Source organism: Vibrio sp. WZ-1, from assembly GCF_052037695.1.
Taxonomy (GTDB): domain Bacteria; phylum Pseudomonadota; class Gammaproteobacteria; order Enterobacterales; family Vibrionaceae; genus Vibrio.
Map to the genome: position 1 here is coordinate 119606 of NZ_JBQEQR010000076.1, position 22418 is coordinate 142023.

Consider the following 22418-nt stretch of genomic DNA (forward strand, 5'->3'; position numbering starts at 1 on the left):
TACTTGGCTACCGCATTTATGCATGATGTGCTGCAACCAATCGTGGTTGAATTAGCAAGTTGTTGATGTATTGCAAACCTACGTAAGTCACGACGATTGTCGCCACTATCAGTTCAATACCTGCTAGACCACGAACTTGCTGTACATAGTGCGCTGCTAGACCATTTGCTTCCATCCAATTTGCTGTTTTGAATAGAGCTGTCGCACCAATCACCATTGGGAAGGTAAACGCTGCATAGCCAGGGCTAAATGGCAGTCTTAGCAGTTTAAAGAAAGCTAAGTAGATGATGGCTGTCATCAATACCGCGATACCAAACAACAGAGCAATAATCACTGGCGAAGGTGCCGCCGTTACGGTTAGGTAACCAGCCAACGATAGGCTTGCTGGTGCCGCCATGATTGCCATGGTTGGTTTTGCTGCATCTGGGATTTCATGAGTAAACATGAAACGGTAGATCATTATTGGCAACATTACTGCGTACGCCACCATACCAAAGACCAACGCACCGTGCGCAATTGGTGCAAGTGCAGGGCTACCTGAAAAAGACACGTCTGCAACGATAATTCCGACTGGTGGTACGAACCAACTTGGCACCATATGGTGTAACTCGAAGTCTTTCGCGCGGTGGTACATAAAGCTCACAAGGAACACGATATGTAGAGCTACTGCCACTAACCAAAGCACATCCCCTGCAATAGGGAAAAAGTGCCCTAATGAGTTTGAAACCACCATGGTTCCCATTGCAAAAGTTGGCACCACGCTACCTACCACAGGGTGCGCAAGGTCTTGTCTTAACAAGTGATTGTGAAAAAGAAATTTAATAGTCAAGATTGCTAGCAATACGCTTGCAATGCCTGCGCTAATCCACTGTCCATAGCCATGTAATTCGGCGAAGTTTTCCCAACTCCAACCTAAGCTCGCAATACCAAGAGCCAGACCCGCCATTGGGGTTGGAGCTCTCATTACTTTTGCTTTTGTTCTCTGAATCATTACGACCTCAAAATCTAGGCTAACTATCTATGGGGGTTATATTACTCTTGCAATTCGTTCCAATATATCTAATTATTTAAAACTAACGTTCAGATTTATTTAACGGAATATCATGCCTAGCCATATCTCTCTTAAACAGCTGAAAGTTTTTACTACGATCACTCAGCACAAAACGCTAACAGCTGCTTCAGAAAGCCTGTTTCTTTCTAAAGCGGCGGTAAGTATGGCGCTGTCTGAGCTAGAGAAACAAATTGGTCATCACCTATTTGACCGGGTGAACAACCGCTTAATTCTCAACCAAGAAGGACAAAAGCTTCTGCCCCTCGCCGATGAACTCCTCAATCGAGCTCGAGATATTGAGAGTGTGTTCGATGGCGATCAAACCCTTTCAGGGCTTTTACGTATCGGTGCTAGTGACACCATTGGCAACCAAGTCGCGCCTTACCTGCTAAGTGATTTCCGTCAGGAAACTAATCACCAATCACAGAGCTTGTTTATTTCAAACTCGGCGCAAATTTGTGACATGTTGATTGCCTACGAGCTCGATATCGCCCTCATTGAGGGCAAGACCATACACCCAGAGCTGGAGTCAACGCAATTCAGTGAAGATGAAATGTGTGTGATTTGTCCGCCGGACTACCCTCACTTCGACGAAGGACCTATCAGCCTAAATGAGCTCGAAGACACGGAATGGATTCTGCGTGAGGCAGGCTCTGGTTCGAGAGAGTTTTTTATGCGCGTCATTGCGCCACGTTTAGAGCACTGGCATGAGGCCTTCCAGCTCAACACTACCGAAGCACTGATTAACTCTGTGTCTGCGGGGCTTGGCTTAGGTTGTTTATCACGCCTATCCGCCGAGCCTGCGATTCGCGACGGCCGAGTTAAGATGCTTAATATGCCCCTAGATATGAAACGCCGCTTCTGGCTGCTACTCCACAAGGAGAAGTATCAAAACCCGCTACTGCGCACGTTTATTGAGTTCTGCCAAGATTGGGAACGCCCAGAGAACCCACACCTTAAAGATGACTAGTTCAAGATGGGTAGTTCAAGGCAGATAGTTCAAATGCTGGTCACTTAGTTGTACACGGCTCTCATTCTGAGGCTTGTCGCTAGACTTAACTGGTCAAAAACTGTATAAAAAGCCAGTATAAATTAATCAAGTTAGAGGACCAACACCATGGCTGTAATCGTCAAGTACGTGGTAGAACGCAATGGAGAAGAGAAAATGACTTTTACCTCTAAAGCGGAAGCTGACGCATACGACAAAATGCTGGATATGGCGGACGAGTTATTCTCACTGCTAGGTAAAAGTGAACTTCTAGAAGACGAAGGCAAGCAAGAAGATCTTGCAATGTTCCTTGCGCAAAACAAAGAAGAAGTACTTTACGCTCTGGGTGCAAAACGTAAACCTGCACCAAAAAAAGCAAAGAAGCTTGAAGCTGTTGAAGAAGATAGCGAGCAAGAAGACGCTGCATAAGCCTCTCATTTGTTTCGAAAAAACGTCGCGTTATGCGGCGTTTTTTTATGCCATTCAGTTATTGCCATATATTTAAGTAACTTCAAGATACAGGTTAAGAGGTTACTTAAGTATATATCTCTGAGAATATAAAGAACTGATTTAATATCCCAAATGGCTCTAAAATTCATGTTGCAGATTAGTGTGACTTAGGTCTAACCTAATCGCACACGGTGATGGGGTGCCACCGGAATCGAAAGATTCGAACCGCTTTAAAGCTAATGACTCCTACAGAAACGAAAACAGGTCAGCCCTGTTGGAAATGCTTTCGCCTATATTGTGAAAGCAAGAGTTCTGTAGTGAGCAATTCAACTCTTCTCCAACCCCGCTCCTGTTTTCTCAAAAATTAAAAATACACTGGGAAAACATTATGCAATACTCACACGAAATCCAATCAATGTGCCCGATTCAACGCGGCGATCTTCATGCATCTGCACCGCTCCCTGTTGAAGGCGCAATGATCAATCCAAAAGACGTTATCGCGATTTCTGGTCTTAGCCACGGCGTTGGTGCTTGTGCTCCTCAACAAGGTGCAGCAAAACTGACCCTTAACGTCAAAAACGGCATCATCGAAGAAGCTTTGATCGAAACGATCGGCTGTTCAGGCATGACTCAATCAGCAGCGATGGCCGCAGAAATCCTAACCGGTAAAACCATTCTTGAAGCACTCAACACTGACTTAGTGTGTGATGCTATCAACGTCGCGATGCGCGAAATCTTCCTTCAATTTGTTTACGGTCGTACTCAATCTGCTTTCTCTGAAGGCGGCTTGGAAATTGGTGCGGCACTGGAAGATCTTGGTCAAACTCAGCGCAGCCAAGTGGGTACTAGCTACTCAACTAAAGCAAAAGGCGTGCGTTACATGGAGCTGGCTGAAGGCTACGTAACAAAACTCGCGCTAGACGAAAACAAAGAAGTGATTGGTTACCAATATCTCAACTTAGGCAAGATGATGAAAGCCATCAACGAAGGCGTATCTGCTGCGGAAGCCGCAGACAAAGCAACGGGCACTTACGGTCGTTTTGACGAAGCCGTAACGACCATCAACCCACGCCAACAATAATTGCCACCAAGAGGAAAGAGATTATGAACACTCCAATTACTGAATCTGTACGTCGCACATTAGACGAAATGCACCTTTCTTCTCTGGAAGAGGCATATCAATACTGTATGGATCGTGGTATCGACCCTAAAGCGCTGGTGATGGACACTCAACCTATCGCGTTCGAAAGTGCTGCCGATGCCTACACACTGGGTACTGCTTTGGCGATTTTCCGCGGTGCAAAAACAGCAGAAGAAGCTGCAAACATCATCGGTGAAGGTCTTCAAGCCTGCACTAAACCCGGCAGCGTGGCGCAGCAACGCCAAGTGGGCATCGGTCACGGTGCACTGGCGGCTCGTCTGTTGAATGAAGAAAGTGGCTGTTTTGCTTTCCTTGCCGGTCACGAGTCATTCGCTGCGGCAGAAGGCGCAATCAAAATCGCATTGAACGTGAACAAATCACGCAAAAGTCCGTTGAAAGTGATCCTAAATGGTTTGGGCAAAGACGCCGCTTACCTAATCTCACGCATCAATGGTTTTACTTACGTGCGCACTCAATACAACTACCAAACTGGTGAGTTAGTGGAAGTAGAACGTCGCCGTTTCTCGCAAGGTCCACGTGGTGAGATTCTTTGCTACGGTGCAGACGATGTACGTGAAGGCGTGGCTATCATGCACAAAGAACAAGTGGATGTGAGCATCACTGGTAACTCAACCAACCCGACTCGCTTCCAACACCCAGTAGCAGGTATCTACAAAGCGGAACGTAACCGTGAAGGTATGCCTTACTTCTCTGTGGCATCAGGTGGTGGTACTGGTCGTACTCTACACCCAGATAACGTCGCAGCAGGTCCTGCCTCTTACGGTATGACCGATACCATGGGTCGCATGCACGCCGATGCGCAATTCGCGGGTAGCTCTTCTGTACCAGCGCACGTTGCAATGATGGGCTTCATCGGTATGGGTAACAACCCAATGGTAGGTGCAACTGTTGCACTTGCAGTAGAGGTCAGTGAGCTAAGCCTCTAAGTCGATTTATCGCTTTACTATCCAAAGCCAGTAAATCCAACAAACCCAGTGTAGGGGGAGTGACTTCGGTCCTCCCCTTATTTTTTACGCCCCCTTCTCCAACTTCACTTTGTCCCTACCCCAAATCGGTCTGAGAAGGCTTTTGCGACACATTTCTCATCAGACAAACATATCTCTAAAAAGACAAAAGGTATCCATCTACAGACTTTCTCCATTTCCCCTCTTTAAACTCCCCAACACTCTCTTTATGATGACTGACAACTTAATTATTTCTTGTCAGTGAACAGACGAGACACAAGACTCAACACATGGAGATCAACTATGGCTTTCTTCTCTCTAGCCTTTGGTACGGCAACTAAAAACCGCGACGGTAAAATCATCGAAGCGTTTTTCCCAAACCCAGTTCTTAACCCAAGCGAAGAGCTTGTTAACACACTAGCAGCAGTAGCAGGTTACGAGCAAGGCAACCAAGCTATCGAGATCTCTGCAGCACAAAGCGCAGAACTGGCAGCAGCATTTGAAGCAAACGGCGATGCGGCAAACGCATCTTTCGCAGCAAAAGCAGCAGAATCAGCACAACCACTTGTACTGGTTATCCTTGCTACTGATGAGCAGCCACAAAGCGTTGCTGAAGGTTTCCTAAAACTTCAACTTATCTCTAACCGCCTAGTTCAACCACACGGTACAGTACTAGACGGCATCTTCGGTCTACTACACAACATCGCATGGACAAACGAAGGTCCTATCGATCTACCTGAACTGGCAGAGCGTCAAATCGAAGCTCGCCTAGCGGGTCGTGCACTAAGCGTAGATTGCGTAGACAAGTTCCCTAAAATGGTGGACTACGTGGTACCAACTGGCGTTCGTATCGCTGACACTTCTCGCGTACGTCTTGGCGCACACGTTGGCGAAGGCACAACGGTAATGCATGAAGGCTTCATCAACTTCAACGCAGGTACAACTGGCGTGAGCATGGTTGAAGGCCGTATCTCTGCTGGCGTAGTGGTTGGTAACGGTTCTGACATCGGCGGCGGCGCATCTATCATGGGTACGCTATCTGGCGGCGGTAAAGTAGTGGTTTCTATCGGTGAAAACTCTCTACTGGGCGCGAACGCAGGTCTTGGCTTCCCAATGGGTGACCGTTGTACTATCGAATCAGGTCTATACGTTACCGCTGGTTCTAAAGTACGCATGCTAGATTCTGCAGGCCAAGAAGTAGAAGTAGTGAAAGCACGCGATCTTGCTGGTGTTTCTGACCTACTGTTCCGTCGTAACTCTGTAACAGGTCAAATCGAGTGTCTTGCAAACAAGAGCGCGGTTGAACTGAACAGCGAACTGCATAAAAACAACTAATAAGAATACCCAAATAACCTCGAGATGCTTGATTCAGCGAGGCTGACTTGGCTTGCAGGCGCGGCAACGAGTTGAAGATCTAGTCAATCTAAATCAAAGCTCGTTAACAAAGCATGAAAGCCAAGACAACTCGCCCTTTGGGAGCGTGTCACTATCACGATTCCCACGTCAAATAACTTGAAAATAGCGAGCTATTTCACTTCGTCATTTTCCTTGAACTCGTATCAGTGACCACGCTCTGAACTGAGCATCTTGAAGTCATTTGGGTATTGCAGTGAATTAGCCCTACGAAAAATCCCCCAGCAGGAAACTGCTGGGGGATTTTTTTATGCCCGATAAAGAGCACATTGTTACGACATGGCGTGTGACGTAATACTGAGTGATTCAAATACTCTGCTTTTCAGAGAATGTGGATTCCAGACGTTTACTTGTTTAGAAAGTTCACAGCTTTATCTGGGAAGTCAGTAAACAAACCATCCACTTTCACTTGATTGTAGAAGATATCCATCATGCCATCGAAGCTGTCTGTGTACGTTGGAATACGCCCAGGGTCCGCTCGGAAAGTGTAAGGGTGCACTTGCAAGCCTGCGTCTTTTGCCGCTTTCATCAAAGGTTTGATGATGATGTTATCCTTGGTTGATTTGTCATCCACCAACATTGGCTTCCAAGGCCCGATCCCTTCCGCATATTCCGCGACCTTCTTCATACCATTGGTTTCAAACATCCAGTCATAACTGTATGGTGTTGCCTTGTCGCCTTTGTACTCCATGGTCTCGTTCCAATCGGTGTAAGCCATGAGCTGAACGATCTTTAAATCCATGTCCATCTCAGGCATGAGTTCACTGTTGATGCGCTGGAGTTCATTGGCATCGAAACACTGAAGGTATACTTTGTCGTCTTGCGAATCGTAACCGTACTGTTTTAAAACTTTAAGCACCGCTTTTGAGATGTCTTTACCTTCATGGCGATGGAACCACGGCGCTTTGATTTCCGGGTAAATACCGATGTCATAACCCAGCGTTTTGTTTAAGCCTTGGATCAGCTCAATCTCTTCAGCAAAAGTAGGTACGGTGAAGTCTGATTTCCACATTGGGAATCGTGTCGGATAGCCAGCAACCTTGTTACCTTTATCATCAATGTTAAAGCCTTCAGTGACTCGCAATGATTTGATTTCAGCCAACGTGAAATCAATCGCGTAGTAACGGCCATCTTTACGAGCACGGTCTGGGAATCGCTCTGCCACATCGGTCACGCGATCGAGATAGTGGTCATGCAGCACGACCAATTGATCGTCTTTAGTCATCACCACATCTTGCTCGATGTAATCTGGTTTCATCGCGTACGCCAACGCTTTTGCTTCTAAAGTATGTTCTGGTAGATAACCCGATGCGCCACGGTGCGCGATAACAAGCGGTTGTGCAATTGCTCCAGCGGAGATGCTCAGAGCGAGAACCGTCATGCAAACTGACGTTGTTTTCATTGTTATTTCCTCAACTTATTTGAAGGGGCAGTATTCCACTGCCCCTTTAAAGTTTTATGACGCCAAAGCTTCCTTCTCTCGCGCTTTTTGTTCATGGTGAGCACGCTCGCCAAGAAATGCGTAAGTTAAACAAACGATAGAGGTGATACATGAGCCGATTAGGATGATAAAGCCACCATCCCAGCCGAAGTGATCTACCGTGTAGCCAAGAATCGCGTTTGCCGCTACCGCACCGCCCAAGTAACCAAATAAGCCAGTTAGACCTGCAGCCGTACCCGCCGCTTTCTTAGGAGCAAGCTCTAGCGCATACAAACCAATCAACATTACCGGACCGTAAATCAAGAAGCCGATTGCAACCAAGGCCATCATATCGACTGCTGGGTTACCTGCTGGGTTGAACCAGTAAACCAGCACAGCTACGGTTACTAACGCCATAAATAGAATACCAGCAGGAGCACGACGACCTTTAAACAGCTTGTCTGAAATCCAACCACACAATAGCGTACCTGGAATGCCCGCCCACTCGTATAGGAAGTAAGCCCAAGAAGATTTATCAACCGAAAAGTCCTTCGCTTCTTTTAGGTACACTGGTGCCCAATCTAATACACCGTAGCGAATCAAGTAGACGAATGCGTTCGCAATCGCGATTGACCATAACAACTTATTAGAAAATACATACTTGAAGAAAATTTCCTTCGCCGTCATTTCTTTTTCATGTGACTTGTCGTAATCGTCAGGGTAATCGTCTTTGTACTCTTCAATTGGTGGGAGACCACAAGACTGTGGTGTATCTCTTACCGTGAACCAAATAAAGACAGCAACGAGCGTGGCAAAAAATGCAGGAACATAGAAAGCGGTGCGCCAATCGTCGTTAAATGCCCAAAGGCCAAGGATGAACAGCGGACCAATTAAACCACCACCCACGTTATGTGCCACGTTCCAAACCGATACGATCTCACCGCGTTCTTTACGTGACCACCAGTGAACCATGGTTCGACCACAGGCAGGCCATCCCATACCTTGGAACCAACCGTTTAGGAACAATAGGATAAACATCGCTGTAATGCTGCCCGTAGCCCAAGGCATAAAGCCGAAGCAGAACATCACAAGCGCTGACATTAATAGACCGCCACTTAAAAAGTAACGAGGGTTGGAGCGATCAGAGACGCTACCCATAAGGAACTTTGACAGGCCATAAGCAATGGAGACAGCAGCTAGCGCAACCCCAAGATCACCCCGACTAAACCCTTGCTCAATCAAGTAAGGCATCGCCAAACTAAAGTTTTTACGAACAAGGTAGTAGCCAGCATAGCCAACAAAGATGCCGATAAAAAGTTGCCAACGTAAACGAGAATAAGTGCCGTCGATCTTATCGGAAGATAAGCGGTCGATGTGCGCCTTGGGTTTGAATATTCCAAACATAGGAACCTCATTAATATAGTGAGCGATGGTAGGGAGCTTTAAATCGCGAACGAGCAAAGTAAAGTTTCGTTCGAAAGTGAATACATTTTATGAAATACGATTTTTATTTCTGTGATAAATGTTGCATAAGAATTAAATTTCAGTAAATACATGGAATTAGAGGTATTTAATTAGACGACGCTTCCATTTCCCCCATATTCCGTTACTGTTCATATAGAACATGAAGTGCGCAAACGAACAAAGTCATCGCTATCTTAAGTAAGCCAAGTACTTAAATGACCACATAAACGGATAAAAGGTAGAGGTTGAAGAGATGAAAGACGTGATTTGAGCAATGAAAGTCTCAATATGGCGTGTTGCAACAATGTCACAGTGTTAACAATTAAGACCGACAACAACCAATTACTCCCAAAGCGCATTCAAGGCGAATCTCCGAGTAAAAGACGGTTTATCAGCCACGGATATACGTCTTCGTTCTTAGCAATGGTGCAACTCAGAGCAACGATCGCGTCAATATCAGCAAACCCTTATCATCATTAGTGTCAGCTAGCTCTTTAGGGTTAGTTTTCAACCAATAATCTGAGTATTTTCTCACCATTCGCGAAGCAGCTTCACAAAACTCCTCTTACCAGTTTGTGCATTGATTTTCACATCGGTAGTTTTAGTCCGTCAAAGCAAAATTGAAGACCATAATTCGTTTTACCGAGTTTCCTTTTTGAGCAAAAGATGCGCTAATTAACAAAACCGAAGAGTTTGATTAACAAATTTATGCTCAAACGCTCATTTTTAGTGCTCGTTTGTTTTCGCAAACGTTTATATATGCACAATAGAACCGTGCTAGATAAGCATAAATATTAAAGGACTCTTAACATGACAACGAACAAACACCCCTCACTGCTCGGAGAATGTTTGGCCGAGTTTATCGGTACAGGATTACTTATCTTTTTTGGTGTAGGCTGTGTCGCGGCACTCGTTTTGACCGGGGCTCAATTTGGTCAGTGGGAAATCAGTATTGTATGGGGCTTTGGCGTCGCCATTGCTATTTACTGTACTGCGGGCGTATCCGGTGCACACATCAACCCTGCCGTAACTATCGCACTAGCCATGTTCCATGGATTTGATAAGGCGAAAGTTGTGCCTTATATCATTGCGCAAATGCTTGGTGCATTTTGCTCTGCCGCTTTGGTTTACAGTTTGTACAGCAACCTGTTTACGGATTACGAAATCGCACACAACTTCGTTCGCAGCAGCCAAGATGCATTGGCGACGGCGGGCATTTTCTCGACTTACCCACATGCTTCTCTCTCTTTCTTTGGCGCTTTTGCTGTGGAATTCGTGATTACTGCCGTGCTGATGTTTGCCATTCTTGCTCTTGGTGATGAGAACAATGGTGCACCTCGCGGCGCGATGAACCCTCTACTGATCGGTATCCTCATTGCAGTAATAGGCGGTTCTCTGGGTCCACTAACTGGCTTTGCGATGAACCCTGCACGTGACTTTGGCCCGAAACTGTTCGCCTACTTCGCAGGTTGGGATTATGCCCTGACTGGCGCGCGTGAAATTCCATACTTTATTGTTCCAATTCTTGCTCCTATCGCAGGTGCTTGCTTTGGTGGTTGGTTGTACCCGAAAGCGATTGCTGCGTATCTGCCACAACAAGGTCACGGCTGCACTATCCCTAACCAGTGCGAGACCGAAGAAGAAGCAGAACAAGCGCAAGCTTAAAACCAACTCGTACTAAAATATAAATAACGAAACAAAAGGATTCTTACCATGACTGAGCAAAAATACATTGTTGCCCTAGACCAAGGCACGACAAGCTCTCGTGCTGTCATTCTGGATCATGACGCGAATATCGTAAGCGTCGCTCAGCGAGAATTTACTCAGATTTATCCAGAGGCAGGTTGGGTTGAGCATGACCCAATGGAAATCTGGGCAACTCAAAGCTCTACTTTGGTTGAAGCACTTGCGAAAACAGGCATCCGTAGCGACCAACTTGCGGGTATCGGTATTACCAACCAACGTGAAACCACAATTGTATGGAACAAAGAAACGGGCAAACCGGTTTATAACGCGATCGTATGGCAATGTCGCCGTACTGCCGATATTTGTGAAGAATTAAAAGCTCGCGGGCTGGAAGATTATGTTCGTGACAACACAGGTCTGGTTCTAGACCCTTACTTCTCTGGCACAAAAGTGAAGTGGATTTTAGATAACGTTGAAGGTGCGCGTGAAGATGCTGAAGCAGGCAAACTGTTATTCGGTACTGTTGATACTTGGTTAGTTTGGAAGATGACTCAAGGTCGTGTTCACGTAACCGACTACACCAACGCTTCGCGTACCATGCTATTCAACATTAACGACCTATGCTGGGACCAGAAAATGCTCGATGAGATGGGTATCCCAGCATCCATGATGCCTGAAGTAAAACGCTCATCTGAAATCTACGGCCAAACCAATATCGGTGGTAAAGGCGGTACTCGTATACCAATTGCGGGCATTGCAGGTGACCAACAAGCCGCACTTTACGGTCAGATGTGTGTAGAAGCTGGTCAAGCGAAGAACACCTACGGTACAGGTTGTTTCTTGTTGATGAACACGGGTAAAGAGAAAGTAACCTCGAAGAACGGTCTACTGACTACCCTAGCATGTGGTCCAAAAGGCGAGCCAGCCTATGCACTTGAAGGTGCAGTATTTATGGGCGGCGCTTCAATTCAATGGCTACGTGATGAAATGAAGATTCTGGCTGGAGCAGAAGATTCAGAATACTTTGCGACCAAAGTGGATTCTTCCAACGGTGTGTACGTTGTACCTGCATTTACGGGCTTAGGCGCACCATACTGGGATGCTTACGCTCGCGGTACGATCGTCGGCCTAACTCGCGGCGTTAATTCCAACCACATTATCCGTGCAACACTAGAAGGTATTGCTTACCAAACTCGTGACGTACTAGACGCAATGCAAGCAGACTCGGGCATTAAGCTCGCGAACCTGCGTGTTGATGGCGGCGCTGTTGCTAATAACTTCTTGATGCAATTCCAGTCAGACGTACTCAACACCGAAGTTCACCGTCCTCAAGTAACCGAAGTGACAGCTCTGGGTGCGGCGTACCTTGCTGGTCTAGCGGTTGGCTTTTGGAACAGCATTGATGAGCTGCAAGATAAAGCCGTGCTCGATCGCACGTTTGAGCCGCACGATGATGAAGAGAAACGTAACCGTCGCTACAAAGGTTGGAAGCGCGCGGTGAAATGTGCTCAAACCTGGTCTGAGCTTCACGACGAAGACGATTAATTTCTGATAAACGATTAGTTTCCTCTGATTAATCATAAAGAGCGCCGAGTTGGCGCTCTTTTTTTGCGTTCGATCGCGGATTCCCTATTCCCGCGACTTCTCACAATGCGCTAATTCGAGCACAATAGAGCAAGTTTCTATTTTCGATTTTGAAGCATTGGTCGTTGCCAGTGCACAAGGGAGTGCTAAGTGAAGCAAATACCAAGACACCAACAGATCGTTGATTTGGTGAAAAAACAAGGATATGTCAGCACGGACGAGCTGGTAGAAAAATTTAATGTTAGTCCACAAACCATTCGTCGCGACCTAAATGACCTCGCGGATGAAAACAAAATTAGACGCTACCACGGTGGCGCAACCATTCCTCTTAGCTCAGAAAACACGTCATACAACACGCGTAAAGCACTTAACTTCAATGAGAAGGATGTAATTGCGGAAGAGTTAGTAAAACATATTCCTGACGGCGCAACCTTGTTTATTGATATCGGCACTACACCAGAGGCGGTGGCTCGAGCTCTGAATAAAAACCACAAACAACTTCGCGTGGTAACCAACAACATTAATGCTGCCACCATTTTGTTACCAAACCCAGAAATCAAAGTGATTTTGGCTGGCGGCGAAGTCCGCAACCGCGACGGTGGCATTGTCGGCGAAGCGACGCTCGATTTCGTCAAGCAGTTCCGCCTCGACTTTGGCATTTTGGGCATCAGTGGTATCGACTTTGACGGCTCACTATTGGACTTTGATTACCACGAAGTTCGTGTCAAACAAGCCATTATTGATAACAGTCGCAGCGTGTTCCTTGCGGTTGACCATTCGAAGTTTGGTCGCAATGCCATGGTGAAATTGGGCAATATCGCGCAATTGAATATGGTGTTCACTAACAAACAACCACCAGAAGAGATTCTTGCGATTCTAAAGGAAGCCTCGGTTCCGCTCGAAGTGGTTGATACAAAAATGGAAAGAGTAGAAGCCGAATAGCATTTATACTCGCTATTTACGCGCATAAATGACCTCTGTCTTAATTAGACAGAGGTTTTTTTGTGCCAAAATCACACAAAACGCTCATAAACGAAAATAAATAATGACCACAAACGAAAGCTGAGCTAGGATTAATTCATGTTCCAAAATGCTCGTTCGCTCACCAAGAGGTCAAATTTATGAGTATCAAACAAAGTGCTTCCACGACGAATTCATCCCCTACTCTAGATATGATCGTGATCGGTGGCGGCATTAACGGGGCTGGTATTGCTGCTGATGCTGCTGGCCGTGGTTTAAGCGTCGGTTTATACGAAGCTAACGACTTCGCATCGGCAACCTCTTCTGCAAGTTCAAAACTGATCCACGGTGGATTACGTTATCTTGAACACTATGAGTTTCGTTTGGTTTCGGAAGCGCTCGCTGAGCGTGAAGTGATCTTACGTAAAGCACCACACGTGGCTCTGCCAATGCGCTTCCGTTTACCTCATCGTCCATTTTTACGCCCAGCTTGGATGATCCGCTGTGGTTTGTTCCTTTACGATAATTTGGGTAGACGCACCACCCTGCCTGGTAGCAAAACTGTCAACCTAGCAAAATCAGGTCTTTTAAAACCTGAAATGAAAACTGGTTTTGAATACTCAGATTGTTGGGTAGACGATGCGCGCTTAGTCTTACTTAACGTTCTGGCTGCAAAAGAGAACAACGCGGAAGTTCGCAACTACTGTCGCGTTGAAAAAGCACACCGTGAAGGTGGCATCTGGCATATCACTATTCACGACGTTACTACGGACCAACGTTTTGAGCGCAAAGCGAAGGCTCTGGTTAACGCTGCGGGTCCATGGGTAAAACAGTTCTTTGATGAAGGATTGGAGCAAACCTCCCCACGTAACATTCGTTTGATCAAAGGCTCGCACATCGTTGTTCCTCGTATCCACAACGAGCCGCAAGCCTACATCCTGCAAAACAAAGATAACCGCATCGTATTTATGATCCCTTACCTAGATAAGTTCTCGATCATTGGTACAACCGATGTGGAATACAAAGGCGATCCGCGTGAAGTGGCAATCTCCGAAGATGAAGTTGATTACTTGATCGATATCGTTAACCAACACTTTGTCCACCAGCTAAGCCGTGAAGACGTGGTGTGGACATACAGTGGTGTGCGTCCGCTGTGTGATGATGAGTCTGACTCACCGCAAGCGATCACACGCGACTACACACTAGAGCTCGATGCAGAATACGACCACGCACCTTTGCTTTCTGTGTTCGGCGGTAAGCTCACGACTTACCGTAAGCTTGGTGAAGCGGCTATGAAGAAACTTGCCCCATTCTTACCTGAAATGGGTAAAGACTGGACGGCAAACCAAACCCTTCCTGGCGGTAACTTCAGTTGCAGCCGTGAACAACTGGCGAAGATGATTCATGCGAAATACTCGTGGGCGTCAGAAGCGATGTTGCTGCGCTACGTGACTCAGTTTGGCACCCAAACGTGGGATCTGATGGAAGGCACTAACAGCGTAGAAGATCTTGGTCACTGCTTCTCAGAGCAAGCAAGCGGCGTATATCAACGCGAAATTGATTACTTGATGAATCACGAAATGGCGCTAACCGATGAAGACATCTTATGGCGTCGTACAAAACTTGGTTTATACATGAACGAAGAGGAGAAAATCGCACTGGCAGAATATCTAAAAGAGAAGCTGCAACAAAAAGTCGTTAGCCTCTCACAAGTAAGTTAAATTGGACTCTCCTAATACAAAGCCTGCACCCCGCAGGCTTTTTTTGTTGCTAGCAATAAAACACAAGCCATTGATTATAAAACAAACGTAATTGGTAAAAAGTTTTTTATCGTATGGACAATTGTAATTTGATCACACATACCATCTACCATATTTTAATTTAAACCAATTAGAATAGAATGCGCATTTTCCTTCATAACAAAAATAAAAAATGCCTAAAAAACTTATACTTTCAACCATCATATCTATGGTGCTTACTGGTTGCTTTAGCGACTCAGGGAGTAGTCAGCCTCCTTTAATAGGACCAGGTAATGACAACAATCCTCCTATAATTCAGTCAATAGCACCGATCACCACTTTCACCGATCAAACACTTGAATACCAAGTCATCGCATCTGACCAAGATGGTGACCGTTTGAGCTTCTCACTTGATAACTCGTTAGAGTTTGTCTCGATCACTCAATCAGGCGTTCTTACTTTCGTACCAACGCCTGTGCATGAAGGCAATTATCAGTTTGATGTTACGGTCAGCGATGGAGAGTTAAGCACAAAGACAACCGTTGTTGTTCAGGTTCATCTTCCGACAGCATCCTGTGATGAAGATAGCACCGCTCCTGAGTGTATGAACCCCGATGAAGGTATGGAAGTCACCTTCTACAAAGCTAGTCTGACAGCATCAAACAAGCCATTAAAAGGCGATGTGAGCTGCAACGGGCAATCACTCTTAGAAGGGCACTTTAATACGACAGAAGGTGACAGCTTTACTTGTTACTTAGAATCGCTTGATTCCAGTTCAATAGAGCTCGGAAGCTTCATCGCTCCCGATCACACGAGCCAAAGCCTCAACTCAGATGCATTAGTACCCATTGCCTTTGAGCTAACCAACGTCATTGGCAAAGGTGATAATGCGGCGAAAGTATTGGAGTCGATTTCCTCTTGTCCAGAGTCACAACAGGTCTGTCTTAACAAGATGGACAGCATCGACATTGCCAGTATCTACAACTCAGCCGCACTTGATTCAGACGAAACCGTAGGCGCGTTTTTAGCCGCTAAAAGTGAAGAGTCTACTGACGATGTAGGTAAAGCACCGAGCTCACACCGAGATCCTAATTTGGTTCCTGCGGTATCTGGTGGCGATAACGATTTGAACAGTGACTTTGTGTCATCTAATGCAGAAGCCAGTTTGACGTATCAGCCAAGTGTAGAGGCTCAAGTATTAACTCGCAGTACATTAACTGACGCGTATGGACTACCCGTTGCAGGAATCAGCTATTTCTCAGCACACTCAACAGGTGTAACAGATGCGAATGGTGAATTTGAGTACTTGTGGGGGGATTCACTTACATTTGGTATTGATACCTTTGAGTTTGGCTCCATTATCGGTAACAAAGTAAGTTATCAACTTGCCGATGTGACAGAAAATCCTGTAGTAAAAGCGAACATCCAAGCTTTATTGCAGCGTTATGGCGAAGCAAGTGGCGAACAGATCACGATTGATGCTCAAGTACGGGAAGTGTTCTCACAATACCCGAACGTCATCAATGAACTGATCAAACTTACCCTACCGAATGGTGGAAAGTTAGAAGGTACCTCTTTCAACTTGCCTAATGAATTTGAAAAGCAATTTGAACAGGGACTTACTGCGCTCATTGATCAATCTTTGAAAAAGACATCATTTGTCGCAAATCGAGCACCAGTCGTCTTTTCTCTGAATGATGATAAATACGTGACCAACTCGCTCAAAGCAATCTTTGACGGCGTCACGACTTTCCATGTCTTCAACGATAACAGCAGTTTCTATGGTGCAACAGGTTACACGCGCGGAATGCGTATGTTGAATATGTCAAACCGTGCGTTCCCAATTGTCATGCCACGCACCGACATTAACCGACAAATTGCTTTTAACGAAGCCCAAGCCTGGACACGAGAAGGTAAGCCGTACATCGCAAACTGGCCTGACATTGAAATGCCAGCCATCCCTAAAGTTTCAAAAGACAACGCCACCTTCGGCTTTCCATTTGTTACAGCTGGAGAGATCGGCTTAGGCAAAGTGGTGTTTATGGGCAACAGCTTGTACCCAAGTATCCTGTCTTGCCCAAACAACTACTGGGCGAACGATGCACTGCGTATTGACAGTACCGCTTACTCTTGTACAACCACTGTAGATTTATCTGATGACCCAAGAAACGATCATGGCAGCATGAAACGCTTCTTCAGTAATCTGTTCCAATGGCTCGCACCTGAGTTGAACAATGGTGGCATTCGTATTGCCACCAATATCGACCTAGCTGCGGCAGCAAGAAGTAATGTGTCTCATGGCACTCAATATGATTTCTTTATTAGCCCAGAATACGGATTTTCCGCAGTCGATAAAATCAGTAAAGGTGCCTTTGAGACGCTTTCTATCACAGAAACACCATTGCTTATTCTTCAAGGTTATCAACCGAAAGTTCTCGGTGATGGCATGACTCATCGCTACATCGCGGATTTAGATCAAGCAAACCTAACTCAGGAAGATATCACTGCCCTCATCCACTTTATCAATGATGGTGGCAGCGTGATATTTATGGATGCCATTGACGAAAAGCTAAACCCAGAACCTTTAGGACGTCTTGCCGATGCGGCTGGTATGTCTATTGGTGGCAGTAATGTGACGCCAACTAACCAAGCTTTCTGTGGTTCATCATACTACTGCCAAAGCATGTATCCGAACCTTCATGTACGTAGCCGCTATGACATGGTCGTACTAGAGCGATTCCCAGATGTAAATGGCAAGCGCCCTTACCAAGTCAATGATGACGGTTCGATAACTTGGGCTCCGCCAATCGATATGCCAAGCCTTGAAATTCCTCAATATCAAGTAGAGAAACTTGATAGTAATGGAAAACCAATGCTAGACGAATCTGGGCAACCAATCATGGAAACAAAACATGCTCGTATTTTTGTACAAAATGAGCAAGAAACAGCAGCAGCGATTGCTGAACTGCAAAATGCGTTTCCAGGTACATCAATCTGTAGTCATGATTACGAATACGAAATCGACTGTATCGAGATTCGCAAAGGTGATGGTGTCGTTGTTCGTGGAAACTATTGGCGAAAAGACTTCGATCGTTACCAAATAAGCCCAGACGTAGTGGATAGCATGGTGAAAGCTGCGAGCTTAGGCACCAATATCCAAGCGTTGATGGAGCATGAACTTTACTACCGAACTAAAGGCAACAAAGGTATTCGTTTATCTACCACAGAGCTGAACCAAACCTATGACAACCTATCAGTATGGTTATGGAACAACAATGATTATGCTTACGATCAGGACGTTCAAGATGAGCTCGGTTTTGAAACTCTAGTCAACTACCTGAATTGCTACACAAACAATAAACATGGTAACGGTGGGGCTTGTCCTGACTCATTAAAGGCTCAACTGATTGAGCACAATATGATTCACGGTGAAGGTGAACTATTAGGACAAATGAACCCTAGCTACCCATTGAACTATACTGAAAAGCCTTTGACTCGCATTATGCTCGGGCGCTCATTCTGGGACTACGACATTAAAGTGGATACATCAGCGTACCCTGGTCAAAGTACAGGAGAGGCAACCAATGTTTCAATTCAGATTGCAACCGCGGGCTCCCCTGTAACCTTCTCAGCAGGAAACAATCAATCAACTGGGCTTTGGGCACCGCAGTTACAAGAAGTCACTGTGACAGGCGGCGTACAAGCTAACATCACCGTAATGATGGCCGATGATTTAACAGGTAAGCCCCAACACGAGACTCGTCTAAATCGTCCACCTAGAATGCAAATGAGCTTTGCCCACGATGGGGTATTAACCACGTTCACCGTTCCTTACGGGGGTCTTATCACGGTTAAACCAACGAGCTCTGCTTCTGCAGATAATGCAATAGCGACATTCACTTTCGATGGCGTACAAAAAGCGGCATGGTGGAAAGAAGGGAAATGGGTGCACTCAATTGAAGAGAGTACCGCCCCAATCGCAGAAGTGGACACGGGGAGCTTCATTTATACAACGGCCGTTAAGAACTTAACCAACGCGGATCTAGTAAAGTTCAGTGTAGAAATGAATCAGTTTGCTGAAGCTGCAAGTGATTTCTATGGTCGAGATGAAGTAACAACTGAGGGCAAGCACAGACGTTTTACCTACGAAGATCTCGCTGAATTCCGCCACCGATTCGTCAACGACGTACAGATCTCGATTGGTGCTGCACATTCAGGTTACCCAGTTATGAACAGTGGCTTTAACGCCCAAAATGAGAACATACCATTACAGCCTCTGGCTAGTTGGTTACTGTGGCACGAGGTAGGTCATAACTTAGCCTCAGCGCCATTTATAGCTGCTGGTAGCACTGAAGTAACTAACAACTTACTTGCCCTATACATGCAAGAGCAAGTCAATGGCAAAATGGCTCGTATTGAAGCTGACATCCAAAAAGCACCATACTGGCTGGAGCAAAACAGCAGTCATGCTTGGAGCCATGGCGATGCGGGTTTACGTTTGGTTATGTTCGGACAGCTAAAACTCTGGGCTCAAGATAACTTCACCATCGACAATTGGTATTCATCAGGAATTGAAAAGCCAAGCATCTACAATCAAGACCAAGGATGGAACATGTTTAAGCTTATGCATCGCAAATCACGTGGCGATTCACGAGGTGATGAAGGTATGAACTACTGTAGTGCACAAGCCACTGGTCTTAGCGGTGGTGACTTGATGATGCTTTGTAGCTCTTACGTTTCTAAGCACGACTTGAGCGATTTCTTTACTCTCTGGAATGTTGGTGAAACATCAAGTACCAGCCCTGAAGGAATCAAAACATACTCAGGTGGAATCAGTAGCACAGCCCTAACAATGTTAGCTGGCCTTAAGCTACCGAAACCAGAAACCCCACCTCAAGCGATCAGTCATCTTCCTGATGCTGTAGTGCATTGATCCAATAGTTTTGGCCTCGAAAGAGGCCATTACTTCTCCCGACCTCTTTTTCATTTATCGATACCACAAATTTTTTTAATTTCATGGTGTTAGTACATTTTTCTATCATTTCATTTCTTTATGTAGATCGCGAGTAATCTACAACCCCAGCCAACTATGGACTCTGATGAAACAAACTATTTTGCTGCTATCGCTATTATTAGCAGGCTGCTCACTTGGCCCAGAAGGGCCTCACCAACAGCAACCGACACAACCGTGTGATTGCAGCGCTTATGAACCACCGATTTCTCCACCAACTTCAAATGACAGTGATGTCGCTAAACTATTAGCTCATATCAAAAAGCTCGCTCAAGATCGTTGGGGTGAGGATGAATTTGTTGAGGCCGGTAAACATCGCTATGTGAAATACCTTGATGGTTATAGCACTCGCGCTCACATCGATTTTGAAGCGGGTAAGATTTACGTTTCAACGATTTCTCAATATCAACCAACCGAAAAGTTACAAAAAGCCATTGTACAAACGTTACTGATGCCTGCAGACCCTGCACATGCCGAGCTGTTTAGTGATAAGGAGGCGGTGTTGCGTGGGAAGCCTTTCTTACTTGGGCAGGTTCTGGATCATGATGGCAAGCCAATTGAATGGGAGTGGCGAGCAAATCGCTACGCGGATTATTTGATCGATAACAGGTTGCAAAAAAAAACCATCAAGCGTGGTAGTGCTTACTATGTTGAAATTACCATGGTAAAGGACCACTTAGAGCAGCGTGAGTACCAATACGCAGGCCTGGTTCAAGATGCAGCGAAACGATATGGGTTATCTGAAGATCTAATTTTCGCCGTGATCAAGACGGAAAGCAGCTTTAATCCATACGCGGTTTCCCATGCCGGAGCTTACGGTTTGATGCAAGTTATCCCTAAAACCGCTGGTGCTGACGTATTTAACTTGGTGAAAAACAAACCCGGAATTCCGACCAAAGAGTATTTATTCGATCCAGCAAACAATATCGATACCGGCGCGGCATATTTCTATATATTGAAAAACCGCTACTTGCGAGATGTGAAGCACCCAACTTCCAAGCATTTCAGTATGATTTCTGCGTACAACGGTGGTACTGGTGGCGTTCTTTCCACATTTGATAGTGACCGAAAGCGCGCGATGAACGAACTCAATAGCCTAAATCCAACTCAAGTTTATCAGGCTCTAACGACTCAACACCCAAAAGGGGAAGCAAGACGTTACTTACAAAAAGTTCTGTATTTCCAAAAAGACTTTAGTGAAGGGAACATATAGATACCAGGGGTTGTTGACCTTTCGAGTTGGCTTTTACAGCGAAAGATAAACAGCCCCTAGGGCTTGGCAATAATCCAAGCCCTTTCTCATGGAGAAGAGTCAAGACTTCCTGAAACTAGCCAGGGTGCCCATCCGCTCGTGGAGTAAGCAACATGATGCCAAAACGCCATACAAACATACCAAAGGCGAGGATCCACAATGCGGCACTCACATCGATCCAAATGAGCATATGTGAAGGGTCAAAAATAACGCCCAAACTTCTCGTTAACGCGGCTCCAATAATCGCAATAAACGCGATACTCATATTCGGACCTTTGTAAATCATGCGCCCTGTGTGCCCCATAGTGACGCGAGCAATCATCGCTAAGATCAACCCACCCAGTGCACCAATCGCAAACAAGTGAATCAAATTGTGACTGGCAAATGCGTTGTCCCAACCACCCCGCAAGATAAGGCTTAAAGGCAGACACAAGTATGCCGTATGTAAAGACCACACAAGTGGCTCACTTAGGGTTAACCAAGGCTTCCAACGTAGGAATCGAACCAATTGCGCGACTCCGGCAAACAGCATCAGTGGCTTACCAAGTTCAGCAAAAGTTACCGGGAAGAAGCTCAACACAAACAACATGACCAAAGGTAGGTTTGCTAGCCAATCTAACCACATGAGTGGCTGAGCTTTTTCGAAGTTAAAACGACGAGCAGTGAAGAATGGAATCACTCGTCCCCCCATCACCGATAGTAATAACGTGAACCACCAAAGCATCGCCTGCCATACCGCCGATGAAGTGAATGGAGGCATGCCCTTCACCGTGGCATAACTGGCAAAATTCGCAAAGATTGCGAGTAAGAATAGCGGGACAAAAAATAGGTTTCGCCAACCTTTAGCACGGTATACACGAATGCCTACTTCATATGCTACAAACAACAGAAATAGTGCTTCAATACTGCTGGTTAACCAAAGTGGTGCTGGTGTCCATAGTAATATTCTTGGTGCCAACCATAAGGCAAACAAAGCCAATAACGTGTAATGCTTAGTGCCATTGATGCCAGTCCAGTTTTGCACAGCAGTCAGCACAAAACCCACCACGATGGCCATCGAGAAACCAAACAACATTTCATGTACATGCCACCACAACGCAGGAACACTCAGTGCGCTTGGCTGTCCGGTCTGAAACATCCATACCCATATCGCAATCGCGATAATGGCGTAGATAGAGCCAAACAGGAAAAAGGGTCTAAACCCGAGTCGCAGCCATGCGGGGATTTTTTCTTCCACTTTTTTATCGGTGATATTCAGCATTGTGATGCCCTCAAGTACCTTTAGGTACTGTCC

General features: G+C 45.8%; 15 protein-coding genes and 1 riboswitch. Of the genes, 11 read left to right on the forward strand and 4 right to left on the reverse strand.

Features of this window, described 5'->3' with window-relative positions; genetic code table 11:
• Positions 1-16: 16 nt before the first annotated feature.
• Positions 17-991: a TDT family transporter gene (locus ACTS60_RS13155; protein ID WP_440888602.1), complete on the reverse strand. Its 975-nt coding sequence runs from the start codon at positions 989-991 to the stop codon at positions 17-19.
• Positions 992-1103: 112 nt separating this feature from the next.
• On the opposite strand from ACTS60_RS13155, the gene ACTS60_RS13160 reads away from it, so the two are divergent.
• From ACTS60_RS13160 to dapD, 5 genes are all read left to right on the forward strand, one after another.
• Complete coding sequence (locus tag ACTS60_RS13160; protein WP_440888603.1) at positions 1104-2021, forward strand: LysR family transcriptional regulator; 918 nt, start codon at positions 1104-1106, stop codon at positions 2019-2021.
• Positions 2022-2168: 147 nt separating this feature from the next.
• On the forward strand, positions 2169-2468 hold the full coding sequence (locus ACTS60_RS13165) for a YebG family protein (RefSeq protein WP_005380208.1): 300 nt from the start codon (positions 2169-2171) through the stop codon (positions 2466-2468).
• A 202-nt stretch (positions 2469-2670) separates the two neighbouring features.
• A riboswitch (Fluoride riboswitch) is annotated at positions 2671-2745 on the forward strand.
• A gap of 132 nt (positions 2746-2877) precedes the next feature.
• On the forward strand, positions 2878-3570 hold the full coding sequence (locus ACTS60_RS13170) for an iron-sulfur cluster assembly scaffold protein (protein ID WP_440888604.1): 693 nt from the start codon (positions 2878-2880) through the stop codon (positions 3568-3570).
• A gap of 23 nt (positions 3571-3593) precedes the next feature.
• The gene (locus ACTS60_RS13175; protein ID WP_440888605.1) at positions 3594-4577 is read left to right on the forward strand and encodes a GGGtGRT protein; all 984 of its coding nucleotides are present in this window, start codon (positions 3594-3596) and stop codon (positions 4575-4577) included.
• Positions 4578-4898: 321 nt separating this feature from the next.
• Positions 4899-5930 carry a 2,3,4,5-tetrahydropyridine-2,6-dicarboxylate N-succinyltransferase gene (gene dapD, locus ACTS60_RS13180; RefSeq protein WP_440888606.1) on the forward strand — a complete coding sequence of 344 codons (1032 nt, stop codon included), beginning with the start codon at positions 4899-4901 and terminating at the stop codon, positions 5928-5930.
• Between the two features lie 424 nt (positions 5931-6354).
• On the opposite strand, the gene glpQ is transcribed toward dapD, so the two are convergent.
• Positions 6355-7410, reverse strand: a complete 1056-nt coding sequence (gene glpQ / locus ACTS60_RS13185) for a glycerophosphodiester phosphodiesterase (RefSeq protein WP_440888607.1) — start codon at positions 7408-7410, stop codon at positions 6355-6357.
• Between the two features lie 54 nt (positions 7411-7464).
• Positions 7465-8832 (reverse strand): glycerol-3-phosphate transporter, encoded by a 1368-nt coding sequence (gene glpT / locus ACTS60_RS13190; RefSeq protein ID WP_009707471.1) that lies wholly within the window; start codon positions 8830-8832, stop codon positions 7465-7467.
• Positions 8833-9702: 870 nt separating this feature from the next.
• Between glpT and ACTS60_RS13195 the strand changes: the two genes are divergently transcribed.
• From ACTS60_RS13195 to mltC, 6 genes are all read left to right on the forward strand, one after another.
• Complete coding sequence (locus tag ACTS60_RS13195; protein WP_005436583.1) at positions 9703-10557, forward strand: MIP/aquaporin family protein; 855 nt, start codon at positions 9703-9705, stop codon at positions 10555-10557.
• Positions 10558-10605: 48 nt separating this feature from the next.
• Positions 10606-12123, forward strand: coding sequence for a glycerol kinase GlpK (gene glpK, locus ACTS60_RS13200; RefSeq protein ID WP_038885178.1), 1518 nt, complete (start codon positions 10606-10608; stop codon positions 12121-12123).
• A 189-nt stretch (positions 12124-12312) separates the two neighbouring features.
• Positions 12313-13104 carry a DeoR/GlpR family transcriptional regulator gene (locus tag ACTS60_RS13205; RefSeq protein WP_440888608.1) on the forward strand — a complete coding sequence of 264 codons (792 nt, stop codon included), beginning with the start codon at positions 12313-12315 and terminating at the stop codon, positions 13102-13104.
• Positions 13105-13283: 179 nt separating this feature from the next.
• Positions 13284-14843 carry a glycerol-3-phosphate dehydrogenase gene (glpD, locus tag ACTS60_RS13210; RefSeq protein WP_440888609.1) on the forward strand — a complete coding sequence of 520 codons (1560 nt, stop codon included), beginning with the start codon at positions 13284-13286 and terminating at the stop codon, positions 14841-14843.
• Positions 14844-15054: 211 nt separating this feature from the next.
• Positions 15055-19794: an SslE/AcfD family lipoprotein zinc metalloprotease gene (locus tag ACTS60_RS13215; protein ID WP_440888610.1), complete on the forward strand. Its 4740-nt coding sequence runs from the start codon at positions 15055-15057 to the stop codon at positions 19792-19794.
• Between the two features lie 166 nt (positions 19795-19960).
• Positions 19961-21085 (forward strand): membrane-bound lytic murein transglycosylase MltC, encoded by a 1125-nt coding sequence (mltC, locus tag ACTS60_RS13220; protein ID WP_440888611.1) that lies wholly within the window; start codon positions 19961-19963, stop codon positions 21083-21085.
• 115 nt (positions 21086-21200) lie between these two features.
• Here mltC and ACTS60_RS13225 read toward each other — a convergent pair whose 3' ends face one another.
• On the reverse strand, positions 21201-22385 hold the full coding sequence (locus ACTS60_RS13225) for an NnrS family protein (protein WP_071235357.1): 1185 nt from the start codon (positions 22383-22385) through the stop codon (positions 21201-21203).
• Positions 22386-22418: the final 33 nt, after the last annotated feature.